Below are 22,581 nucleotides of genomic sequence, written 5' to 3' on the forward strand. Positions count from 1 at the left end.
AGCGCGAACCACGTCCAGCATCATGACCCTGCCCGCCGCCCTCATCGCAACGCCCGTCGACGCCGAACGCGCGGCCGAACTGCGGCGGGTCAAGTGGCTGGCGACCGGCGTGCTGGCGGCGACCTTCGTCGTTTTCATCACCTCGAAGGCGCTGCTGCCGGTGCATCCGGCCTTCGGCTTCGTCGCGGCCTTTGCCGAGGCCGCGACGATCGGCGGGCTCGCCGACTGGTATGCGGTGGTCGCCCTGTTCCGGCGGCCGCTGGGGCTGCCGATCCCACACACCGCGATCATCCAGGGCAATCAGCAGCGCATCGCCGAGAAGCTCGGCGAGTTCATCGAGAACAATTTTCTGGAATCCGGGCCGGTCGAGGCCAAGCTGCGCGAGATCGATTTCGGCAGCTTCATCGCCGACTGGCTGCGTGACCGCAAGCGCAGCGAGGATCTCGCCCGCTTCGTGCTGCGGATGCTGCCCGAGGCGCTGTCGGCGACCGAGAGCTCCGGACTGATGCAGTTCATCAGCCGCCGCGTCACGACGCAGATTCTCTCGATCGATCTCGCGCCGCTCGTCGCCGGTGCGCTGCGCGGCTTCGTGCAGGAGGGCAAGCATGCCGGCCTGCTCGACGATATCCTGCGCGTGCTGCACCAGACGCTGACGCAGCAGGAAACCATGGCCGTGATCCGCGAGAAGGTCCGCGCCGAGATGCCGACGCTGCTGCGGCTCTATCGCGCCGACAAGTTCGTGGTGAACCGCATCATCGCTTCCGCGACGAAATTCTTTGAGGAGGTGCGTGACGATCCGCAGCATCCGTTCCGCGGCGAATTCGATCGCATGCTGCTGTCGTTCGTCGACCGGCTCGGCAGCGACAAGGCGTTTGCCGATCGGATCGACGGCCTCAAGCGCGACCTGCTGGCGCGGCCGGAGCTTGCCAATCTCGGGCGCACCATCTGGGCCAACGTCAAGGACTTCTTGGAGCGCAGCGCCTCCGGCGAGTCGCAGGTGTTGCAGCATCAGCTGGCACGGATGTTCGCCGAAGCCGGCGACGCGCTCGACGGCGATGCCGATCTGCGCAGCGAGATCAACCAGGGACTGGTCGCGATCCTGCGCACGGTGGTGGCGGAGCAGAAGAGCGGCGTCTCCAGCTTCATCGCCGACCAGATGAAGAGCTGGGACATGGAGCAGCTGCTGCAGCTGATCGAGGTCAATGTCGGCAAGGACCTGCAATACATTCGCTTCAACGGCTCGCTGATCGGCGGGCTTGCGGGGTTGGCGCTTTACACGCTGGAATATGCGCTCCGGCTGCTGTGACCGATTGGGCACGGATCTCACTTAAGTTGTGGCAAGTGTGACGCGGGCCGCTTGCACGAAAGAAATCGGTTCCCTAGCTTTTCAAGGCACATTGTTGCGTTGCGGAACGATTCCGCCGGGTTTGCGTCAATCCTGTTGACCATCCTGTCAATCCATTTGCCGGCGCCGGGACGCGCTGGAAGAGGAGCTGAAATGTCGGTTGCCGCGCAGACGCTACGCCCGCCGTCGAGGACGCTGATGCTCCTGGAAGGCCGCGCCATTCATGAGCTCGGGGCCTTCCTCGGTGCCTTGCCGCTGCTCAGCCTCGCGCCGCGCGGCGACGGCCATCCGGTGCTGGTGCTGCCCGGGCTGATCGCCTCCGACATGTCGACCCGGCCGCTGCGCGACTTCCTCAGGAGCAAGGGTTATGCGGTCAGCGGCTGGCGCCAGGGTCGCAATCTCGGGCTGCGTGCCGGCGTGCAGGACGGCATGGTCGAGCTGCTGTGCGAGATGAATGGGGCCAGCGGCCGCAAGGTTTCGCTGGTCGGCTGGAGCCTTGGCGGTCTCTACGCGCGCCAGCTCGCCAAGATGATGCCGGAGCGCGTGCGCCAGGTGATCACGCTCGGCAGCCCGTTCGCCGCCGGTCCGAAGGCGACCAATGCCTGGCGCGTCTACGAGATGGCCAGCGGTCGCCGCGCCGATGAAGAGGATGCCCGGTTCGGCGGCTCGCTCGCGAGTGCGCCGCCGGTACCGACCACCGCGATCTTCAGCCGCACCGACGGCATCTGCGCCTGGCAGGGCTGCCGCGAGCAGGCCTCGTCGATGGCGGAAAGCATCGAGGTCGAGAGCAGCCATTGCGGCATGGGCCACCATCCCGCGGTGGTCTACGCCATCGCCGACCGCCTCGCGCAGAAGGAAGGCCAATGGTCGCCGTTCGATCGCGGCGGCTGGCGCAGCATGGTTTATCCGGATCCGAACAGGTAAGGCGCGCTTTTCACCTCGACCGCTTGCGGGGAGAGGTCGGATCGCATCGCAGATGCGATCCGGGTGAGGGGGAGTCTCCACGAGACCGTCTCTTACCGTCCTTGCGGAGACTCCCCCTCATCCCGGACCTTCTCCCGCAAGCGGGGAGAAGGAGAAGAGGCACCGCCTCCGCATTGTCGTTCCCTGGCAAAACGCGCTATGCGTTGAGCATGCCGCAGCCGCTTGCCCGCATCGTCGACCAGCTCAAGCGCGAGCCGTCGCGCACCGGCTCGATCATCATCACCGTATTCGGCGACGCCATCGTGCCGCGCGGCGGCTCGGTGTGGCTCGGCACGCTATTGGAGTTCTTCAAATCGCTCGACATCGACGGCAATGTGGTGCGCACCGCGATGTCGCGGCTTGCCGCCGACGGCTGGCTCGAGCGCAGCAAGGTCGGCCGCAACAGCTTCTATCGGCTGAACAAGAAAGGCCGGCAGACCTTCGATACCGCGACCAGGCACATCTACGATCCGCCGCCGTCGGACTGGACCGGCCGCTTCGAGCTGCTGTTGATCGGCAATGCCGAGGACCGCGATGCTGCGCGCGAGGCGCTCAAGAATGCCGGCTTCGGCAGTCCGCTGCCCGGGGTCTGGATCGCGCCATCGGGCGCGCCGATCCCCGACGAGGCGTCGCGAGCGATCCGCCTCGAAGTCTCCGCGGAGGACGACAGCGGGCGCCGGCTGCTGAGCGAGAGCTGGCCGCTCGATCGCACCGCGGATGCCTATCTGAAATTCATGAAGACGTTCGAGCCGCTGCACGGCTGGATCGTCAGAGGGGAGATGCTGACCGATGCCGACGCCTTCACCGCACGAGTGCTGCTGATCCATCACTACCGCCGCGTCGTGCTGCGCGATCCGCTGCTGCCGGCGCCCCTGCTGCCGAAGGACTGGCCGGGCAGGGCCGCGCGACAGCTCTGCGGCGAGATCTATCGCGGGCTGCTTTCGCCGTCGGAACAATGGCTTGACGAACACGCAACCAACGAGGACGGCCCGCTGCCGAAGCCCAATGGGGCGGTGGCGCACCGTTTCGAAGGCGTTTGAATATGTTACAAAAGTAGCTTGCGATACGCAAATTATGTTATATATTGCTACCTAACAACACAGGCGGGAGGTCGGCCATGTACACCCAGGCGCTCAACAGTTCCGACGGTGACGATCGCGGCATCGAGGACGCCGCCCTTGCTGCGCAGTTCCAGGCCCGCATCGATGCCGACGAGCGAATCGAGCCGAACGACTGGATGCCCGCGGCCTACCGCAAGACGCTGACCCGGCAGATCTCCCAGCACGCCCATTCCGAAATCGTCGGCATGCTGCCCGAGGGCAACTGGATCACCCGCGCTCCGTCGCTGCGCCGCAAGGCCGCGCTGCTCGCCAAGGTGCAGGATGAATGCGGCCACGGGCTCTATCTCTACGCCGCCGCCGAGACGCTCGGCACCTCGCGTGAAGAGCTCGTCGACGCGATGCTTGCCGGCAAGGCGAAGTATTCCTCGATCTTCAACTATCCGACGCTGACCTGGGCCGACATCGGCACCATCGGCTGGCTGGTCGACGGCGCCGCGATCATGAACCAGATCCCGCTGTGCCGCTGCTCCTACGGCCCCTATGCGCGCGCGATGATCCGCGTCTGCAAGGAGGAGTCATTCCATCAGCGCCAGGGTTTCGAGATCATGGTGACGCTGTGCCGCGGCACCGCCGAGCAGAAGGCGATGGCGCAGAACGCGCTCGATCGCTGGTGGTGGCCGGTGCTGATGATGTTCGGCCCGCCGGACCAGGCGAGCCAGCACAGCGACACCTCGACCAAATGGAAGATCAAGCGCTTCTCCAATGACGAGCTGCGCCAGAAATTCGTCGACGCCACGGTGCCGCAGGCCGAATTCCTCGGGCTGACCATTCCCGATCCCGGCATGAAGCAGAACGCGAACGGCAACTGGGAATACAGCGCGATCGACTGGAACGAGTTCAAGCAGGTGCTCGCCGGCAACGGCCCCTGCAACCGCGATCGCATCGCCGCGCGCCGCAAGGCGCATGAGGAGGGTGCCTGGGTGCGCGAGGCCGCCGCGGCCTATGCCGAGAAGCGCAAGGGCCGCCGGCTCGCGCAAGCCGCCGAATAGAGGACGCCGCCATGGCCACGCCGAACACACCGCTCTGGGAAGTCTTCATCCGCAGCCGCAACGGGCTTGCGCACAAGCATGTCGGCTCGCTGCACGCGGCCGACGCCACGCTGGCCTTGCAGGCCGCACGCGACATCTATACCCGCCGCGGCGAGGGCCTCTCGATCTGGGTGGTGCCGTCGAACGCGATCACCGCGTCCGATCCGTCCGAGAAGGGCATGATGTTCGAGCCGGCGGAATCCAAGATCTACCGGCACCCGACGTTCTACGACGTGCCCGACGAAGTCGGGCATATGTGACACCGCTTTTCGCCGCGTCATTGCGAGCGAAGCGCTCGCAATGACGACAACAGCGAGTTGATCAAATGGCAGCCGCCAACATCGAAGTCTCCGAAACGCCGCTGGTGCTGTACGCGCTGCGCCGCGCCGACGATGCGCTGATCCTCGGCCATCGCTTGTCCGAATGGTGCGGCCATGCGCCCGCGCTGGAGGAAGACATGGCGCTCGCCAATATGGGCCTTGATCTGCTCGGGCAGGCGCGCGAGCTCTACAGCTACGCGGCCAAGGTCGAGGGCAAGGACAACGACGAGGACAAGTTCGCCTATCTGCGCGACGTCCGCCAGTATCGCAATCTGCTGCTGGTCGAGCAGCCGAACGGCGATTTCGCCCGCACCATGGTGCGGCAATTCTTCTACGCGGCGTTCGCCGATCTGTACTGGCGCGCGATGATGGCCTCAACGGATCCGACGCTGGCCGCGATCGCGGCGAAGTCGGAGAAGGAGAGCGCCTATCATTTGCGGCATTCCTCGGAATGGATCGTCCGCCTCGGCGACGGTACCGAGGAGAGCCACCGCCGCGCGCAGGACGCGGTCGACCATCTCTGGGCCTATACCGGCGAGATGTTCGCGGTCGACGACAGCGAGCGCGGCCTGATCGATGCCAGCATTGCGATCGACCCCGCGGCATTGCAGCCGCGCTGGCTGAAGACGGTTTCAGGCGTGATCAACGAGGCGACGCTGTCGCTGCCGTCCAACAACTGGATGCAAAAGGGCGGCCGCAGCGGCAGCCACAGCGAGCATCTCGGCCATCTCCTCAGCGAATTGCAGTCGCTGCAACGCACTTTCCCGGGGGCGACGTGGTGATCGCCGTGCTCAGCGACGCCGATCTTCGCAGGCGCGCCTGGAGCGCGGCCGCACAGGTTGTCGATCCCGAGATTCCGGTGCTGACCATCGCCGATCTCGGCGTGCTCCGGGATGTCGAAGTCCGCGACGGCCATGTCGAGGTCGCGATCACGCCGACCTATTCCGGCTGTCCGGCGATGAACATGATCGCGCTCGAGATCGAACTGGCGCTGGAGCGGGAGGGCATTCACGGTCCAACAGTCCGCACCGTGCTGTCGCCGGCCTGGACCACCGACTGGATGAGCGAGGACGGCCGCCGCAAGCTCCGGGAATACGGCATCGCGCCGCCGCTGCCGGGCTCCTCGCGCCGCGCGCTGTTCGGTGAGCAGCAGGTCGCGTGTCCGCAATGCGGCTCCTTCGAGACCGAGCTGCTGTCCGAATTCGGCTCGACCTCCTGCAAGGCGCTGTGGCGCTGCAAGAGCTGCCGTGAACCTTTCGATTACTTCAAGTGTCATTGACCATGTCGACCCCGCGCTTTCACCGTCTGGCCGTCAACGATCTGCGCCGCGAGGCGTCGGACGCGATCTCCATGACCTTCGCGATCCCCGCCGATCTGCAAGCCGACTACAGCTTCACGCCAGGCCAGTACCTGACGCTGCGTACCACCTTGAACGGCGAGGAGGTCCGCCGTTCCTATTCGATCTGCTCCGGCCCCGACGACGGCGAGCTGCGCATCGCGGTGAAGAAGGTCGACGGCGGCGCCTTCTCGAGCTGGGCCGCGGAGGACTTGAAGGCTGGCGACGAGCTCGACGTGATGACGCCGACCGGCCGCTTCGGCGTCGCGCATGCGCCGGGCGAGGCGCGGACCTATGTCGGCTTCGCGGCCGGCAGCGGCATCACGCCGATCCTCTCGATCATCAAGGGCGTGCTGGCGCGCGAGCCGGACAGCCGCTTCTTCCTGTTCTACGGCAACCGCTCGACTGAAGGCATGATGTTCCGTGAGGCGCTGGAAGAACTGAAGGACCGCTTCATGCAGCGGCTCTCGATCTTCCATGTGATCTCGGGCGAGGAGCAGGACATCCCGATCCTGCACGGCCGGCTCGACGGCGACAAGGTGCGAGTGCTGCTGCGCTCGCTGGTGCCGGCCGAGACCGTCGACCATGTCTTCGTCTGCGGCCCGGCCGGGATGAGCGAGACCATCGAGGCGACCTGCCGCGAGATCGGCATCGCCGACGAGCGGATCCATGTCGAGCGCTTCGTCTCGGAATTCGGCGGCAAGCCGCGGCCGAAGGTCGTCATTCCCGCCGGCGCGCCGCCGAAGGCGGTGGCAGGCCTGATCATCGACGGCAAGCGCCGCGAGGTGCCGGTTGCCGACGGCGAGTCGATCCTCGACGCCGCGCTGCGTGCCGGCATGGATCTGCCATTCGCCTGCAAGGGCGGCATGTGCTCGACTTGCCGCGCCAAGCTGGTCGAGGGAAAGGCGCCGATGGACCTGAACTATTCGCTGGAGCCGTGGGAGCTGAAGGCGGGGTTCATCCTCACCTGTCAGGCCAAGCCGTGCTCCGAGAAGGTCGTGGTCGATTACGATCATGTCTAGTTGTCATTCCGGAGCATCGCGAAGCGATGAGCCCGGAATCCATAACCATCAGCGTGAGTATGAATTCCCGGAATGACGAAGGGAGCGTTGACACCTTTGGTGTGGCGCTCAAGATGCTTAGAACGAGGCCCGTCGCAACGGGCCCACTGACAGGGAGTTCGATGTGAACGTGAAGGCCACGTTATCGCCCGAGGACGTCGCCCGCGCCTGCGCGGATGCGATGTGGAAAGAGGACGACGCCAGCAAGGGCCTCGGCATGGAGCTGGTCGAGATCAGGCCGGGGCAAGCGGTGATGGCGATGATCGTGCAGCCGCACATGGTCAACGGCCAGCGCATCTGCCATGGCGGCTATATCTTCACGCTGGCGGATTCCGCGTTCGCCTTTGCCTGCAACAGCCACAATGAGCGCGCGGTGGCGGCGCAGGGCAACATCACCTTCATCCGGCCGGGCAAGCTCGGCGATCGGCTGGTCGCGAGCGCGCGCGAGATCTCGCGCAGCGGCCGCTCGGGGATCTACGACGTGCGCGTCACCGCCGGCGAGGCCGTGATCGCCGAATTCCGCGGCCATTCGCGCGTGATTGCAGGCAGCTGGCTGCCCGACATCGATATCAAGGCATGAGCGATTTCGAGGGGAATGTGATGGCAACGGCAAAGCTGAAGGTCAAGGACAGTGGCTATCGCGCCGATCTCGACGCCGCCGAGCGCGCCTCGCGCGACGAGATCATGGCGTTGCAGACGAAGCGGCTCGCCTGGTCGCTCAAGCACGCCTACGACAATGTCGCACATTACAAGAAGAGGTTTGACGCTGCCGGCGTGCACCCATCCGATTTCAAGCAGCTCTCCGACCTCTCCAAATTCCCCTTCACGGTGAAGACCGACCTGCGCGACAACTATCCCTTCAACATGTTCGCCGTGCCGCGCGAACAACTGGTGCGGGTCCACGCTTCATCGGGTACGACCGGCAAGCCGATCGTCGTCGGCTACACCAAGGCCGATATCGACACCTGGGCGGACGTGATGGCGCGCTCGATCCGCGCCGCCGGCGGCCGCACCGGCATGCTGATGCATAACGCCTATGGCTACGGCCTGTTCACCGGCGGTCTCGGCGCGCATTACGGCGCTGAGCGGCTCGGCTGCACGGTCATCCCGATCTCCGGCGGCATGACCGAGCGGCAGGTGCAGCTGATCAACGACTTCAAGCCCGACATCATCACGGTGACGCCGAGCTACATGCTGGCAATCCTCGACGAGTTCAAGCGGCAGGGGCTCGATCCCCGCAAATCGTCGCTGAAGTTCGGCATCTTCGGCGCCGAGCCCTGGACCAACGCGATGCGCGCCGAGATCGAGCAGGCATTCGACATGGACGCCACCGACATCTACGGCCTCTCGGAGGTGATCGGCCCCGGCGTCGCCCAAGAGTGCGTGGAGACCAAGGACGGCCTGCACATCTGGGAGGACCACTTCTATCCCGAGGTGATCGATCCGCAGACCGGACAAGGGCTGCCGGATGGCGAGAAGGGCGAGCTGGTGTTCACCTCGCTGACCAAGGAAGGCTTTCCGATCATCCGCTATCGCACCCGCGATCTGACGCGGCTGCTGCCGGGCACGGCCCGGCCCGGCATGCGGCGGATGGAGAAGGTCACCGGCCGCTCCGACGACATGATCATCCTGCGCGGCGTCAACGTGTTCCCGACCCAGATCGAGGAAGCCTTGCTGGCGACCGACTGGTGCGGCGGCCATTTCATCATCGAACTCACGCGTGAGGGCCGCATGGACGAGATGACCGTGCTCGCCGAAGCCCGTCCCGAGAGCTGGGACGGCAGCGGGCTGGTCGCGCACGCCGAGAAGGTCGCCACCTTCATCAAGAACACCATTGGTGTCTCGACCCGCATCCGCGTCGTCGCGCCGGAGACGCTGGAACGCTCTCTCGGCAAGGCGAAACGGGTTTACGACAAGCGGCCGAAAGAATAGCCTTTCGCCCGCATCAAGAGGGCGCAGGCTTCAATGGCTGACAGCAGTGAGACGACCGCCGCGGAGATCGTCGCCGCGATCCGCGACAGGAAGGTGACGGCGGTCAGCGTCGTCGAGGCCGCGCTCGATCGCGCCGAACGGCTGAAGCACCTCAACGCATTCATCCTCATCGATCGCGACGGCGCGCTGGCAGCGGCGCGCGCGGTCGATGCCGGCACGCGGACCGGCGCACTCGCCGGCCTGCCGATCGTCGTCAAGGACAACATCAACACGTCAGAGCTCCCGACATCGGGCGGCACGCCGGCGCTGCAACATGCGCGGCCCGCGCGCAATGCGCCGTCGCTGCAAAAGCTGCTCGATGCCGGCGCCGTTGTCATCGGCAAGACCAATCTGCACGAGCTCGCCTTTGGCATCACCAGCACCAACCTCGCGCCGTTCGCCGGGCCGGTGCGCAATCCCTACAACACCAGCCGGATTCCCGGCGGCTCGTCCGGCGGGACTTCGGCCGCGGTCGCGGCGCGCATCGTCACCTGTGGGCTCGGATCCGACACCGGTGGTTCGACCCGCGTGCCGGCGGCGCTGACCGGCACCGTTGGCCTGCGGCCATCCGTCGGCAATGGCGGCGCCGAGCGGCGCTATCACGACGATAATCAGGTGGTTCCGATCAGTCATACCCGCGACACCATCGGCCCGATGGGCCGCACGGTCGCGGATGTCGCGCTGCTCGATGCCGTGATCACCGGCACGCCGCTCGCCACAGCCATTCCGTTGCGCGGCGTGCGCCTCGGTATTCCCGCCAGCTTGTGGAGCGGGCTCGACCGCGATGTCGAGGCGGTGGCCCGCGCGGCATGCGCGAAGCTTGCCGCGGCAGGGGCGGTGCTGGTCGATGTCGATATGCCCGACCTGTTCGAGCAGAACGGCAAGGTGTCGTTCGTGGTCGCGCTGCATGAGCCGATCGCCGATATTCCGGCCTATCTTGCGGCGTCCGGGATCGAAGGGATCACGCTCGCCGATATCGCGGCCGGCGTCGCCAGCCCCGATGTCGTCGGCGCGTTCGGCGCCATCACCGCGGATGCATTCGGCGGTGCCTATGACGATGCGATCCGGGTGCAGCGGCCGGCCCTGCAGGCGATCTATGCCGCCTATCTCAGGGACAACAAGCTGGATGCGATCCTGTTTCCGACCACGATCGCGCCGGCACCCGCGATCGACGAGATCAACGGCTCCGGCGAGATGTCGGTCAATGGTGGCGAGCCGGTGCCGACCTTCGGCACCATGATCCGCAACACCGATCCCGGCAGCAATGCCGGGCTTCCCGGCCTGTCACTCTATGCCGGCATGACGCCTGCTGGCCTGCCGGTCGGGCTCGAGATCGACGGTCCCGTCGGCAGCGACGCCAGGCTGCTCGGGCTCGGCCTGTCGATCGAGGCGATGCTGGGCACGGCGCCGCCGCCGAAGCTCTGAGTCCATCCGGCGGTCGGCGTTCCATCGACAAGCGCCGCAACAAGCCCCTTGAATTGAGCGGTCAGTCGATTAGTCATGGCCTCGGCCCGCTTGCGGCACGATCCGCGGCGGCTTCGCGTCGCGACGAAACCACCAACACTGGAATGCTCATGCCGCCGGCTCAGCCAACAGATCGCCATCAAGCCGAAGCGCGTTGCGTGCGCCTGTTGGCGAAGGCCGAGAATGTCGCGGCGGTCGCGCCCGTGATCGAGACGCATGTGCTGGCGCGCGGCGCGAGCGACCTGTTGATCGAGGTCAAGGCCGCCGCCGTCAATCCGTCGGACGTGAAGGCGGCGACCGGCTTGATGCCCTATGCCGTGTTCCCGCGCACCTCCGGCCGTGACTACGCAGGGGTCGTGATCGACGGCCCTGCGGGCTGGGTTGGACGCGAGGTGTTCGGTTCGTCCGGTGATCTCGGCATCCGGCGCGACGGCACCCATGCCTCGCACCTCGTGGTCGAGCGCGAGGCCGTGGTGGAGAAGCCGGCCAGCATCTCCTGGGAGGAAGCCGCCGGGATCGGCGTGCCCTTCGTCACCGCGATGGAAGGCCTGCGCCGGGCCGGGCTGCCGAAGCCCAGCGAGACCGTGCTGGTGACGGGCGTCAACGGCAAGGTGGGCCAGGCCACGGCGCAGATCGCGAGCTGGCACGGGGCGCGCGTGATTGGCGTCGCGCGCAAGCGCGAGCCGTACGAGGGCCACAGCAATTCGCCGGTCGAGATGATCGATGCCTCTGCCACCGATGTCGCGGCGCGGGTGCGCGAGCTGACCGGCGGCAAGGGCGCCGACATCGTCTACAACACGGTCGGCGATCCCTATTTCGACGCCGCGCACAAATCGCTGGCGCTGCGCGGCCGCCAGATCCTGATCGCGGCGGTCGACCGCATCGTGCAGTTCAACATCTTCGAGTTCTATCGGGGACAGCACGTTGCCCGCATGCGGAGGCAATGGATTGCTTCGTCGCGTTGCTCCTCGCAATGACGGGATAGATAGATAGCTATGGACTCCCTTACTATTGTCACCCTCGCAGCCCTGATCATCGGCCTGATCTACGGCGCGATCGGCCTGCTCAGCGGCTTCTGCATGATGAGCAGTCTGCGCGGCTGGTGGGCCGAGGGCGACCGTCGGCTTGTGCGCACCTATGCGCTCGCGATGGGCGTTGCGATCGCGGCCTCGCAGCTGCTCGCGGCTGCTGGCCTCGTTGATCTCTCCAAGTCGATCTATCTGCAGCCGTCATTCTCCGCGCCGGTGATGTTCCTCGGCGGACTGCTGTTCGGCTACGGCATGGTGCTGTCGAACGGCTGCGGCTCGCGGGCGCTGGTGCTGCTCGGCCGCGGCAATCTGCGCTCCTTCGTGGTCGTGATCGTGCTCGGCATCTTTGCCGAGATGACGCTGAAGGGCCTGATCGCGCCGGGGCGGATCGCGATGGCGCAGGCCTCGCAGGCGACGCTCGGCGCCAATTCGCTGCCGGCCCTGCTGGCGAATGCCGGCCTCGGTGCGGTGCCCGCACGGATGATTGCGGCGTCGCTGCTCGCGGCGGTCCTGATTATCTTCGCGTTCGCCCACGCGCCATTTCGGAAATCGCCTGGACAGGTCGCGGCCGGCCTGATCGTCGGCCTGCTGGTGGCGGCGGGCTGGTACGCGACCGGCTATCTCGGCGCCGATGATTTCAATCCGGTGCCGGTGACCTCGCTGACCTTCATCGCGCCGATCGCCGACGCGCTGCAATATGTGATGCTGTCGACCGGCTCGACGCTCAATTTCGGCATCGTCACCGTGTTCGGCGTGTTCGCCGGCAGCCTGGTCACGGCGCTGGCCACCGGACGTTTCCAGCTCGAAGGCTACAGGTCGCCGCAGCACATGCTGCGCTCGGCCGGCGGCGCTGCGCTGATGGGCGCGGGCGGCGTAATGGCGTTCGGCTGCTCGGTCGGGCAGGGGCTGACGGGATTGTCGACGCTGTCGCTGTCGTCCTTTATCGCAATCGCCGGCATCGTGCTCGGCACCGGCGCCGGCCTGCGCGGCGCCTTGCGCGTCAGGCCGCTGGCGTCGGCCTGAAATCACGCCCCCGACGGTGCATCCGCGAGCGAACTCAGCGCGATCCCGCCGACGATCAGCGCCGCGGCAATTGCCAGCGAGAGGTCGATCGGCTCCCCGAGCAGCAGCGCCGCGCAGAGAATGCCGACGATCGGAGTCCCCGTCGTGCCGAGCGAGGTCGTCAGCGCCGGCAGGCTCTTGTTGACCATCGACATCGCCCAATAGGCCAGCGCGGTGCCGATGAAGCCGGAATAGAGGAACAGCAGCGCGAGGTGCGGCGACCACGTCACGTCGGGCACGCCTTCGGTGGCCAGTGCCATCGTCGTCAGCACCAGGGTTGCGACCAGCACCTGCCACAGCAAGAGTTGCAGCGGTGTCGCGATCCAGCGGTGCGAGCGGATATAGATGATGTTGGCGGCCCAGCAGATCGCCGCGAGGATGATCATGCCGGCGCCGGCGATGACGTGCAGATTGCTCCAGTCCAGCGACGCCGGGTTGAGGATCACGCAGAGGCCGGCGATCCCTGACGCCACGCCGACCAGCTTCAGCGTGCCGAGCCGTTCGGTCCGCGCCGCGCCGGCGGCGAGCGCGACCCATAGCGGCGTGGTGTAGCCGAGCACGATGCCCTTGCTGGCCGGCAGATAGCGCAGGCCGGCGGCGACCAGCGTCGAGAAGAACGTCATATGCAGCAGCGCCACGCTGAGCACGACGGGGACATCGGCTAGGCGCGGAATAATCAAATTGCCGCTGACGCGCAGGATCACCAGCAGGGCAACCAGCGCAACCCAGCTGCGGATCGACGCCGTCCACAGCGGCGGCACCGCCTGCACCAGTGACTTCGTCACCGACCAGTTGATGCCCCAGGCCAGCACCACGACGATGAAGAGGGCGGCGGCCCTGGCCGGCGACAATGAGTGATTCACGGCAGCTTCCTTGCGGGCGGCATCGCTTATGAATAGGATCGCGCTGGCTCTCTCCAAAGGGCCAGATATTACAGAACAAGTGAGCCAGATTGATCCTCGCCGAACTGCTCGTGCTGAAGCGCTCGAATTCCGCGGGCCTGGTCGCGCAAATGACCCAACAGCTCCGCGCGCTGATCGCGGACGGCCGGATCAGGAGCGGCGCCGTGCTGCCATCGAGCCGCCAGCTCGCCGCCGAGCTTGGTGTGGCGCGCAACACGGTCACGCATGCCTATGAGCAGCTCGCGGCGGAAGGTTATCTGCGCGTCGCCGCGCGGCGGCGGCCGGTGGTGACCGACAATATCGAGGAGCGGTTCGTCAGGCCTGCGCCGGCGCCGAGACGCGACGGCGGGCGCAAGCCGCTGTTGTCGCCCTGGGCCCTGGGGCTCGCCGGCTCCGACTGGCCGCTGTCATATCAGGCCGACTTCCGGCCGCTTCGTCCGGGACTTGCCGACGTGCGTGAGTTTCCACACCAGATCTGGGCGCGCTGCCTGCGCCGCGCTGCGCTGCGCCGTCGCTTCAACGAACAGACCGTGATCAACCGGCCGAGCCTGCGCGCGGCATTGCGCGATTATCTCAAGGTCAACAGGGGCGTGCACGCGGAGGCCGATCAGATCCTGATCGTGCCGACCGCGCAGGCGGCGCTGACCCTGATCGCCGCCACGGCCGTGGTGCCGGGTGATGCAGTCTGGACCGAGGATCCCGGATATCCCGGCGCGGCCGCGGCGTTCCGCGCAGCCGGGGCCGAAATCGTCGGCATCAGGCTGGACCGATGGGGCATGACGCATACGGCCGGGAACCGGACGCCAAAACTGATCTTCGCGACGCCGTCGCACCAGCATCCGACCGGCCGGCTGATGCCGGTCGCGCGCCGCACCGAGCTGTTGGCGGCCGCCGAGCCGGGCAAGACCTGGATCGTCGAGGACGATTACGACGGCGAGTTTCACTATGACAGCCGGCCGATGCCGGCGCTGCAGGGGCTCGATCGCGAGGGACGCGTGCTCTATATCGGCACGTTTGCAAAGGCCACGACCGCGGACATCCGCATCGGCTATCTGGTGGTGCCGCCGCAGCTGGCGCCGACGATGGAAATCGCGCAGCGGCATCTCGGGCTGATCGCATCGGTCCATGTCCAGGAGGCGCTGGCTGATTTCATGGCCGACGGGCATTTCCTGGCGCATGTCCGGCGCATGCGGCGGATCTACCGGTGGCGCCGCGACCATCTCGCCGCGGTGCTGGCGCGGCAGCTCGGCGAGGTGCTGACGGCCGAGGTGCCGCCCGGCGGGATGCAACTGGTAGCGCGTTTGAAGAATGGCGGCGGCGCCGACAAGGATATCGCGGCGCGGCTCGCCGCTGCCGGCGTCGCGGTGCGCGCGCTGTCGAGCCTCGCGCTGGACCGTCCGCGCGACTTCGGCCTGCTGCTCGGTTTTGCCGCCTGGCGCGAGAACGAGATCGGCGCCGCAGTGCGCACCATGGCGAACTGCCTGACGGGGAAGCGCGCGGCGCGAGGGTGATACCTTGACTTGTCCCTCAGTCCGAGAGGCTCGCCTAGAGCAGGATGAAATTGTGTTGAATCGGTTGGACCGCGGGTTCGCTCCACCTCTCCCCGACGGGGAGAGATCGATTTGCGCCAGCAAATCGGGTGAGGGGCTGCAGCTCCAACGTGAGACCGTAACCCCTCACCCGGCGCTGCGCGCCGACCTCTCCCAAGGGAGAGGTGAACCCTCCGCTGCCGCTCCAACGCAACCTAATCTCATCATGCTTTGCGCTGCCGTCATTGCGAAGAGCGAAAGCGACGAAACAATCCATCGCTCCGCCTATGCGGCTCCATGGACTGCTTCCACCTTCGCCTGCATTACTCCGCGGCCTTGGTGACGATCCGGATCTCGGACGTCAGTGTCTTGTGCACCGGGCACTTGTCGGCGATCTCCATCAGCCGCTTGCGCTGGTCGGCGTCGAGCTCGCCATCGATCCGGATGACGCGGTCGATCTGGTCGAGCATGCCCTCGCGCGTCTCGCACTCCTCGCAATCCCTGGCGTAGATCTTACTGTGCGTCAGCGTGACGGTGACGCGATCGAGCGGCAGCGACTTGCGGTCGGCATACATGCGCATCGTCATCGAGGTGCAGGCGCCGAGCCCGGCAAGGACGAAGTCGTAGGGCCCGGGGCCGCTATCCTGGCCGCCGACAGCGGCGGGCTCGTCGGCCAGCAGCCGGTGCGGGCCGGTCGTGACCGTCTGCTGGAACTTGCTGGCGCGGGTCTCCTGCACCACGACGCTGCGCGGCGCACTGCCGGTGTCGGGCGCCGGCTGCGGTGCAAGCGCGATGTAGCGTTCGGCCCAGGCGCCGATCACGCCGGCGACATAGGCGGCGTCCTGCTTGCCGCTCAGGAGATGGTCGGCGCCCGCCAGCGAGACGAAGCTCTTGGGATGCCTGGCCGCGATGAAGATGTTGGTGGCATTGTCGATGCCGACGGTGTCGTCGGTCGGCGAGTGCATGATCAGCAGCGCCTTGCGCAGGCTCTTCACCTTCGCCATCAGGTTCTGCTCGGCGACGTCGTCGAGGAATTCGCGCTTGATGCGGAAGGGACGGCCGGCAAGCGACACCGCGCCTTCACCCTGCGCGCGGATGTCCTCGATCTGGTCCTTGAAGAAATGCGTGACATGGCCGGGGTCGGAGGGCGCCGCGATGGTCGCGACCGCTTTCGCCTCGGGAATCTGCCCGGCGGCCGCGAGGATCGCGGCGCCGCCGAGGCTGTGGCCGATCAGGATCGTCGGCGCCTGCCGGGTCTCACGCAGATGATCGGCGGCCCGGACGAGATCGGCGACGTTCGAGGAGAAGGTCGAATTGGCGAAATCGCCCTCGCTGGAGCCGAGGCCGGTGAAGTCGAATCGCAAGGTGGCGATGCCCTTGGCCGCCAGCGCGACCGCGATGCGCTTTGCCGCCAGCACGTCCTTGCCGCAGGTGAAGCAGTGCGCGAACAGCGCGTAGGCCTTGATCGGCCCGTCGGGCGTATCGAGCGCGGCGGCGAGCTGATGGCCGCCCACACCGGTGAATTGAAAGCGCTCGTGCGGCATCGTCTGGCTCCGGAGGTCTGCACTCATAGGCAGAGGTGAACAAGGTCAGTCGCCAGAATAGCGCTGTTCGGCCCAGGGATCACCGCGATTGTGATAGCCGCGCACCTCCCAGAACCCCGGCACATCCTCACTCACGAATTCGATGCGCTGCAGCCATTTGGCGCTCTTCCAGAAATACAGATGCGGCACCACCAGCCGCACCGGGCCGCCATGCTCGTGCTCGAGCGGCTTGCACGACCAGCTGTGGGCGAGCAGCGCGTCCTCGGCGGCGAAATCCTCGAGCGGCAGGTTTGTCGTATAGCCGTCATAGGAATGCAGCACGACGAAGCGCGCCTCGTCGCGCGGCTGGCAGGCGGCGAGCAGGTCGCGCGTCGCGAGCCCCTCCCACTGGTTGTCGTAACGCGACCAGGTGGTGACGCAGTGAATGTCGGAGACGAACTGGGTCTGCGGCTGCGCCTTGAACTCGGCAAAGGTCCAGAAGATCGGATGCTCGACCGCGCCATGGACATCGAGCCGCCAGCGCTGCTCGGAGACATTGGGCAGCATCCCGAGGTCGAGCACCGGCCAGTCCCGCGTCAGGTGCTGGCCCGGCGGCAAGCGCTGTTCTTCGGGCCGGGTGATCTTGCCGGTGAGGAACTTGCCCTCGCGCGCCCAGCGTTGCTTGCTGCGCGTCAGCTTGCTGTCGTCGGGCGGCATACTGTCGTCGGTCATCGGCCGTCACTCGTGGCGATGCATCGCGGATTCATGCTTGGTGTCGCGCATGGTCGCATAGATCAGCAGCGACAGAAAGATCATGCCGCTGAGATAGTAGTAGAAGTATTGCTCGTTGCCGGCGCTCTTGAAGGCGAGCGCGACCGCGGGCGCGGTGCCGCCGAAGATCGACACCGTGATCGCATAGGGTAGGCCGACGCCGAGCGCGCGGACATTGGTCGGAAACAGCTCGGCCTTCACGATCGCGTTGATCGAGGTGTAGCCGGCAACGAAGATCCAGGCGCCGCAGATCAGGAGGAACGCCGTGAACGGCGACTTGGTCTCCTTCAGGGCGGTCAGGATCGGGACCGTCGCGAGCGTGCCGACGATGCCGAAGAAGATCAGCAGCGGCTTGCGGCCGATCCGGTCGGACAGTCCGCCATAGATCGGCTGCAGGATGGTCGCGAAGATCAGCGAGCCGAAGATCACGAAGGTGGTCTGGTCCTCGGTCAGGCCGACCGACAGCTTCACGAAGGTCTGCATGTAGGTGGTGAAGGTGTAGAACGCCGCGGTGCCGCCGGCGGTGAGGCCGACCACCAGCAGCAGTTCGCGCGGATAGTTCAACAGGCCGATGATCGAGCCGGTCGGTTTTGACACCTTCTTGGCTTCGACAAAGGCCTCGGTCTCGTGCAGGCCGCGCCGCATGACCGCCGCGACGATCGCGAGCAGCGCGCCGATCACGAACGGAATTCGCCAGCCCCAGGCTTTCAGCTCCTCGGGCGTCAAGAACACCTTCTGCAGCAACAGCAGCACGATGATCGCGGTGAGTTGGCCGCCGATCAGGGTGACGTATTGGAAGCTGGAGTAAAAGCCGCGATGCTTGGGATCGGCGACCTCGCTGAGATAGGTGGCGCTGGCGCCATATTCGCCCCCTAAGCTGAGGCCCTCGATGATGCGGGCCAGCGCCAGGATCGCCGGAGCGGCAATGCCGATGGTCTCGTAGGTCGGCGTCACCGCGATGATCAGCGAGCCGAAGCACATGCAGACCACCGACAGCGTCAGCGACAGCCGGCGGCCGTAGCGGTCGGCGATGAAGCCGAACAGCCAGCCGCCGAGCGGGCGCATCAGGAACGTCGCCGCGAACAGCACTGCGGCGTTGAGCTGCTGCACCACCGGGTCGCTGTGCGGAAAGAATGCCGGCGCGAAATACAGCGCAAACGCCGTATAGGCGTAGAAATCATACCACTCGACGAGATTGCCGACCGACCCGATGAAGATCGCCTTCACGCGCCGCTCGACGTCGTGGATGTCGAGATGATCGCTCGCGGGCTGAGCGGTTTGATCGGTCATATAGCCTTTGCTCCCGGACTCGTCGGTTCGATTCCGGGGCAAGCTACCTCATTTGTGTGGTGCGATGTAACTGCTCTTCCGCCCGGCTCAGGAACCCTTGCCAAACAGAACCGGCAGTTGACGCGGACCGCGCACCGTGCCTTCGGACCAGGTCACCTTGCCGGCCGGATCGAGGCGGAAATCCGGGATCCGCTTCAGCCATTCCTCGATCGCCACCGTCATCTCCATCCGCGCCAGATTGGAACCGACGCAACGGTGGATGCCGAGGCCGAAGGCGGCGTGGCGGTTCTCCTTGCGGTCGATCACCACCTTGTCGGCATCGGGGAACATCGCGGGGTCGCGGTTCGCCGCCGGAAACGACAGCAGCACCATGTTGCCCGACTTCACCGGGCAGCCGGAGATCGTGGTGTCCTTCATCACCTCGCGCGCCATCGTCACCGGCGAATAGGCGCGCAGGAACTCCTCGATCGCGGTCGGCATCAGTTCGGGCTCGGCGACCAGCCGCTCGCGGTCGGCGGGTGTCTTTGCGAGGTGCCAGAGCGAGGAGCCGATCGCGCTCCAGGTGGTGTCGATGCCGGCGATCAGGAGCAGCCGCAGCGAGCCGAGCACGTGCTCGTCGGAGAGCGGCTGGCCGTCCGGCCCCTTCGCGCGCATCAGCTGCGAGATCAGATCGTCGCCCGGCTCGAGCTTGCGCTGCTCGAGATGGGCCATGAAGTAGCCGGTCATCTCGCGCACGCCGCTCATTAGCTCGTTGTCGTCCTTGATGCCGAGCTCGAGGATCTGGTGGATCCACTTGATGAAGAGGTCGCCGTCCTTCTCAGGAATCCCGAGCATGTGCGCGATCGCGCGCACCGGGACGTGCTTGGTGTAGCGCGCGGCGGCGTCGCAGCCGCCATCCTTGATGAACGCGTCGATCAGCTCGTTGCAGATCGCGCGCACCCGCGGCTCCAGCCGCTTCATCGCGTCCGGCGTGAACGGCGGCAGCAGCACCTGCTTGGCGGGCTTGTGCTCCGGCGGATCCGACGTGATCGGCGGCGCACGCGCGGTGATCTCGGGACGGACGTCGCGCACGATCACCCTGCGCGAGGAGAAGTGCTCGGTGTCGTAAGCGATCTCCTTCACCGCCTGGTAGGTGGTCGGCATGTAGCAGCCGAGAAAGCGCTCGGTGTGCACCACCGGCGAGGCCGTACGCAGCATCTCCCAGATCGGGAACGGATCTTCGGTCCAGGCCGGATCGGTGTGGTCGAAATCGTTGACCCAGTCGGTGACCGGGGGATGTTCGGGCAGATAGCTTGCGGACGGGGAATCGGACATCAGCGCGTTTCCTTCTCGTTCGATCAAATGCGGGCCGGCGGCACGGCTGGCGCTACTCCTCGGTGACCTCGATCGCGATTTCCGGGCAGTTGGTCTGCGCGAGCCACGCCTTGTCCTCGAGGCCCTCAGGCACCACGCCGTCGCCGGCTTCATGGGCGTTGCCGTACTCGTCGAGCTCGAACAGTTCGGGGGCGAGTGATTTGCAGCGGGCGTGACCCTGGCATTTGTCCTGGTCGACGCGGATTCTGAGCTTGGACATGCAAGCACTCTCCCTCAGGGCTCGCGCGCAACGGGGCGCGCCGGGTTTCCTCTTTTTTTCCCTTTGCAAGTTTACCTTGCTTGGACGGGCGGCTCCTTAACCGGATCGCCAAGTTATAGTATATTACATTATCGTCGGGCTTGCGCGTCAAGCGAAAATTCAGTGATGTCAAACTGCAATGGGACAAATCGTTCGTAAGCCGTTCAAGACCTACCACCATGGCGACCTGCGCGAGGCGCTGATCCAGGCTGCCCTGCGCGAGGTCGAGCTCGGCGGGCCCGAAGCGATCAGCATCAAGGCGCTGGCCAAGCAGCTCGGCGTCTCGCAACCAGCGCCATACCGGCATTTCGCCGACCGCGACGCGCTGCTGCAGGCGGTGACGGCGGAGGCGTTCCGGCAGTTCAACGTCATCATGCGCGAGGCGATCGAGGCGTCGGAGGAGGGTTCGAAGCTGTCGCGCTTCGCCCAGGCCGCGCTGGCGTTCGGCCTGCAGCGCCACGGCATCTACCGGCTGATGTTCGCCTCGCGAACCATGGCCTGCGCGCCGGAGGGGAGCGAATTGCACACCGCGGCGATGGACACGCTGGCGCTGCTGATCGAATCGTTCGAGGCGCCGGCGGTCGGGCTGTTGCGCGAGCGTCAGGCGCTGAAGATCTGGGCCGGGCTGCATGGCATCGTGATGCTCGCCGAGCAGGGCCTGCTCACCGGCGAGAGCGCCAAGATCAGCCGCGAGGAGCTGCTGGACGAGATCGTCGAGCAGACCAAGCAGGCACTCACCATCGCGCTGAAGGCGGCGGGAGAGCAGGCGTAAGTCGCTCGTCTCGCGACTGACCGCAATGACGCGGTGGAGAGTGAGGCTCTATCTCGGCGGCCTCGGATCGAGTCGAACTTTTTGCCGTCGCATTCGGCGACGTAGCGGTTCTCGACCGGGAACGGCGGCACGATCGTCGCCGGCGCCAGCAGCAGATCGTATGTGTCGAAGAATTCGAGCGTGCGCGCGGCCAGCGCTACGCGCTGTGCCTCGGCGCGCTCGAGCTGCTCGACCGTGAGCTTGAGGCCTTCCTCGATATTCCAGATCACCTCGGGCTTCAGCAAGTTGCGCTTGGTGCGCAGCAGCTGGGCCTTGCTGATCGCGAAATCGAAGGCGCGCAGCACATGGAAGCATTCATGGGCCTCGCGCAGGTCAGGATGCGCTTCCTGGACGATCGCGCCTAGCTCGGCAAAGCGCTCGGCCGCCTTGCGGGTCACCACCTTGACCTCGGGATCGACAGGCGTGATGCCGAGATCGGGCGAATAGGCGATCCGCTTCGGCTTGCTGCCCGAGCGCGCGGCCGACAGGAACGACGTCGCGGGCGAAGGCAGCGACAGCGGATCGCCGGGATGCTCGCCGCTCATCGCGTCGAGCAGCAGCGCGAGATCCTCGACATTGCGCGCCATCGGGCCCTGGACGCCGAGATTGCGATCGACCGCGGCGGAGACCGTATGCGCAACGCGGCCGATGCTGGGCCGCAGGCCGACGATGCCGCAGAAGCTCGCCGGATTGCGCAAACTGCCGCCCATGTCGGAACCATGCGCCAGCCAGGCCGTGCCGGTCGCCAGCGCCACTGCCGCGCCGCCGGAGGAGCCGGCAGCCGAGCGCGACGTATCCCAGGGATTGCGGGTGAAGCCGAACACCTCGTTGAAGGTGTTGGCGCCGGCGCCGAATTCCGGCGTGTTCGACTTGGCGTAGATCACGCCGCCATTTTCTTCGAGGCGCTCGACCAGGATGTCTGACTTCGCGGGGACGTTGTCCTTGTAGATCGGCGAGCCTTGCGTCGTCAGCACGCCGGCGACATTGGTGAGATCCTTGATCGGCACCGGCAGGCCGGCGAGCAGGCCGCGCTCGGCAGCCGGCTTTTGCATCAGGGCCTTGGCATGGCTGCGGGCGCGGTCGAAGCAAAGCGTGGGCAGGGCATTGACCTTGCCGTCGACTTCCGCAATGCGCTTTTCCAGCACATCGAGCAGGTCAAGCGGCGTGACGTCGCCGGCCTTCAATTTGTCGACGACGGCGCATGCCGTTTCCCGTACCAAGCCTTGATCAGCCATGCGCCGTTGCTCCTGTTGGTTTTGCTTGCAAGTGCTGTAGAACATTTTCCGCCGTCGTGGCAATGCGACGAAAACCGAGAGAGACGCTGATCAGGCAGTCGTTTGAAAGGACGAGCGTCTGAAGCTGCGAATCGTAGCCCGGATGAAGCGAAGCGCAATCCGGGATTCTTGCACGTGGTGAGGCGAACCCCGGATTTCGCTGCGCTTCA

Annotated in this window: 21 protein-coding genes and 1 pseudogene; 15 read left to right on the plus strand and 7 right to left on the minus strand. The window is 66.1% G+C overall.

Annotation, left to right across the window (positions count from 1 at the left end; translation table 11 throughout):
• Positions 1–22: 22 nt before the first annotated feature.
• From J6500_RS04460 to J6500_RS04520, 13 genes are all read left to right on the plus strand, one after another.
• Positions 23–1,306, plus strand: a complete 1,284-nt coding sequence (locus J6500_RS04460) for a DUF445 domain-containing protein (RefSeq protein ID WP_225711453.1) — start codon at positions 23–25, stop codon at positions 1,304–1,306.
• A gap of 192 nt (positions 1,307–1,498) precedes the next feature.
• Positions 1,499–2,269: an esterase/lipase family protein gene (locus J6500_RS04465; protein ID WP_225711454.1), complete on the plus strand. Its 771-nt coding sequence runs from the start codon at positions 1,499–1,501 to the stop codon at positions 2,267–2,269.
• A 209-nt stretch (positions 2,270–2,478) separates the two neighbouring features.
• Positions 2,479–3,348 carry a phenylacetic acid degradation operon negative regulatory protein PaaX gene (gene paaX / locus J6500_RS04470; protein ID WP_225711455.1) on the plus strand — a complete coding sequence of 290 codons (870 nt, stop codon included), beginning with the start codon at positions 2,479–2,481 and terminating at the stop codon, positions 3,346–3,348.
• A 77-nt stretch (positions 3,349–3,425) separates the two neighbouring features.
• Positions 3,426–4,418, plus strand: a complete 993-nt coding sequence (paaA, locus tag J6500_RS04475) for a 1,2-phenylacetyl-CoA epoxidase subunit PaaA (protein WP_225711456.1) — start codon at positions 3,426–3,428, stop codon at positions 4,416–4,418.
• A gap of 11 nt (positions 4,419–4,429) precedes the next feature.
• Entirely contained in the window at positions 4,430–4,717 is a 288-nt protein-coding gene (gene paaB / locus J6500_RS04480; protein ID WP_225711457.1) for a 1,2-phenylacetyl-CoA epoxidase subunit PaaB, read from the plus strand.
• 65 nt (positions 4,718–4,782) lie between these two features.
• Positions 4,783–5,559, plus strand: coding sequence for a 1,2-phenylacetyl-CoA epoxidase subunit PaaC (gene paaC, locus J6500_RS04485; RefSeq protein ID WP_225711458.1), 777 nt, complete (start codon positions 4,783–4,785; stop codon positions 5,557–5,559).
• Positions 5,553–6,056 (plus strand): 1,2-phenylacetyl-CoA epoxidase subunit PaaD, encoded by a 504-nt coding sequence (paaD, locus tag J6500_RS04490; protein ID WP_225711459.1) that lies wholly within the window; start codon positions 5,553–5,555, stop codon positions 6,054–6,056. Before paaC ends, paaD begins: the two co-directional genes overlap by 7 nt.
• Before the next feature lie 2 nt (positions 6,057–6,058).
• Entirely contained in the window at positions 6,059–7,135 is a 1,077-nt protein-coding gene (gene paaE / locus J6500_RS04495) for a 1,2-phenylacetyl-CoA epoxidase subunit PaaE (RefSeq protein WP_225711509.1), read from the plus strand.
• A 163-nt stretch (positions 7,136–7,298) separates the two neighbouring features.
• On the plus strand, positions 7,299–7,754 hold the full coding sequence (gene paaI, locus J6500_RS04500; protein ID WP_225711460.1) for a hydroxyphenylacetyl-CoA thioesterase PaaI: 456 nt from the start codon (positions 7,299–7,301) through the stop codon (positions 7,752–7,754).
• A 20-nt stretch (positions 7,755–7,774) separates the two neighbouring features.
• Complete coding sequence (paaK, locus tag J6500_RS04505; protein WP_225711510.1) at positions 7,775–9,106, plus strand: phenylacetate--CoA ligase PaaK; 1,332 nt, start codon at positions 7,775–7,777, stop codon at positions 9,104–9,106.
• A gap of 33 nt (positions 9,107–9,139) precedes the next feature.
• On the plus strand, positions 9,140–10,570 hold the full coding sequence (iaaH, locus tag J6500_RS04510) for an indoleacetamide hydrolase (RefSeq protein ID WP_225711461.1): 1,431 nt from the start codon (positions 9,140–9,142) through the stop codon (positions 10,568–10,570).
• Positions 10,571–10,719: 149 nt separating this feature from the next.
• Complete coding sequence (locus J6500_RS04515) at positions 10,720–11,586, plus strand: quinone oxidoreductase family protein (RefSeq protein WP_225711462.1); 867 nt, start codon at positions 10,720–10,722, stop codon at positions 11,584–11,586.
• Positions 11,587–11,604: 18 nt separating this feature from the next.
• Entirely contained in the window at positions 11,605–12,660 is a 1,056-nt protein-coding gene (locus tag J6500_RS04520) for a YeeE/YedE family protein (protein ID WP_225711463.1), read from the plus strand.
• 2 nt (positions 12,661–12,662) lie between these two features.
• Here the strand turns inward: J6500_RS04520 and J6500_RS04525 are convergent, their stop codons facing one another.
• A complete protein-coding gene (locus tag J6500_RS04525) occupies positions 12,663–13,562 on the minus strand; it encodes a DMT family transporter (protein WP_225711464.1) in 900 nt (299 codons plus the stop codon).
• A 92-nt stretch (positions 13,563–13,654) separates the two neighbouring features.
• Here J6500_RS04525 and pdxR point away from each other — a divergent pair, with 92 nt between their 5' ends.
• Entirely contained in the window at positions 13,655–15,112 is a 1,458-nt protein-coding gene (gene pdxR / locus J6500_RS04530) for a MocR-like pyridoxine biosynthesis transcription factor PdxR (RefSeq protein ID WP_446479906.1), read from the plus strand.
• 341 nt (positions 15,113–15,453) lie between these two features.
• On the opposite strand, the gene J6500_RS04535 is transcribed toward pdxR, so the two are convergent.
• From J6500_RS04535 to J6500_RS04555, 5 genes are all read right to left on the minus strand, one after another.
• Positions 15,454–16,674, minus strand: a complete 1,221-nt coding sequence (locus tag J6500_RS04535) for a bifunctional alpha/beta hydrolase/OsmC family protein (RefSeq protein ID WP_225711465.1) — start codon at positions 16,672–16,674, stop codon at positions 15,454–15,456.
• Positions 16,675–16,719: 45 nt separating this feature from the next.
• Complete coding sequence (locus J6500_RS04540) at positions 16,720–17,385, minus strand: sulfite oxidase-like oxidoreductase (protein WP_225711466.1); 666 nt, start codon at positions 17,383–17,385, stop codon at positions 16,720–16,722.
• 6 nt (positions 17,386–17,391) lie between these two features.
• Positions 17,392–18,714: an MFS transporter gene (locus J6500_RS04545; protein ID WP_225711467.1), complete on the minus strand. Its 1,323-nt coding sequence runs from the start codon at positions 18,712–18,714 to the stop codon at positions 17,392–17,394.
• Between the two features lie 87 nt (positions 18,715–18,801).
• Complete coding sequence (locus J6500_RS04550) at positions 18,802–20,028, minus strand: cytochrome P450 (protein ID WP_225711468.1); 1,227 nt, start codon at positions 20,026–20,028, stop codon at positions 18,802–18,804.
• A gap of 52 nt (positions 20,029–20,080) precedes the next feature.
• Entirely contained in the window at positions 20,081–20,287 is a 207-nt protein-coding gene (locus J6500_RS04555; protein WP_225711469.1) for a ferredoxin, read from the minus strand.
• Between the two features lie 178 nt (positions 20,288–20,465).
• On the opposite strand from J6500_RS04555, the pseudogene J6500_RS04560 reads away from it, so the two are divergent.
• Positions 20,466–20,984, plus strand: a pseudogene (locus J6500_RS04560) (TetR/AcrR family transcriptional regulator); the annotation flags it as partial.
• Here J6500_RS04560 and J6500_RS04565 read toward each other — a convergent pair.
• A complete protein-coding gene (locus J6500_RS04565; protein ID WP_225711470.1) occupies positions 20,927–22,372 on the minus strand; it encodes an amidase in 1,446 nt (481 codons plus the stop codon). The pseudogene J6500_RS04560 and the gene J6500_RS04565 sit on opposite strands and share 58 nt — an antisense overlap.
• Between the last annotated feature and the right edge of the window lie 209 nt (positions 22,373–22,581).

The sequence above is a fragment of the Bradyrhizobium semiaridum genome, assembly GCF_020329505.1.
Taxonomy (GTDB): domain Bacteria; phylum Pseudomonadota; class Alphaproteobacteria; order Rhizobiales; family Xanthobacteraceae; genus Bradyrhizobium; species Bradyrhizobium semiaridum.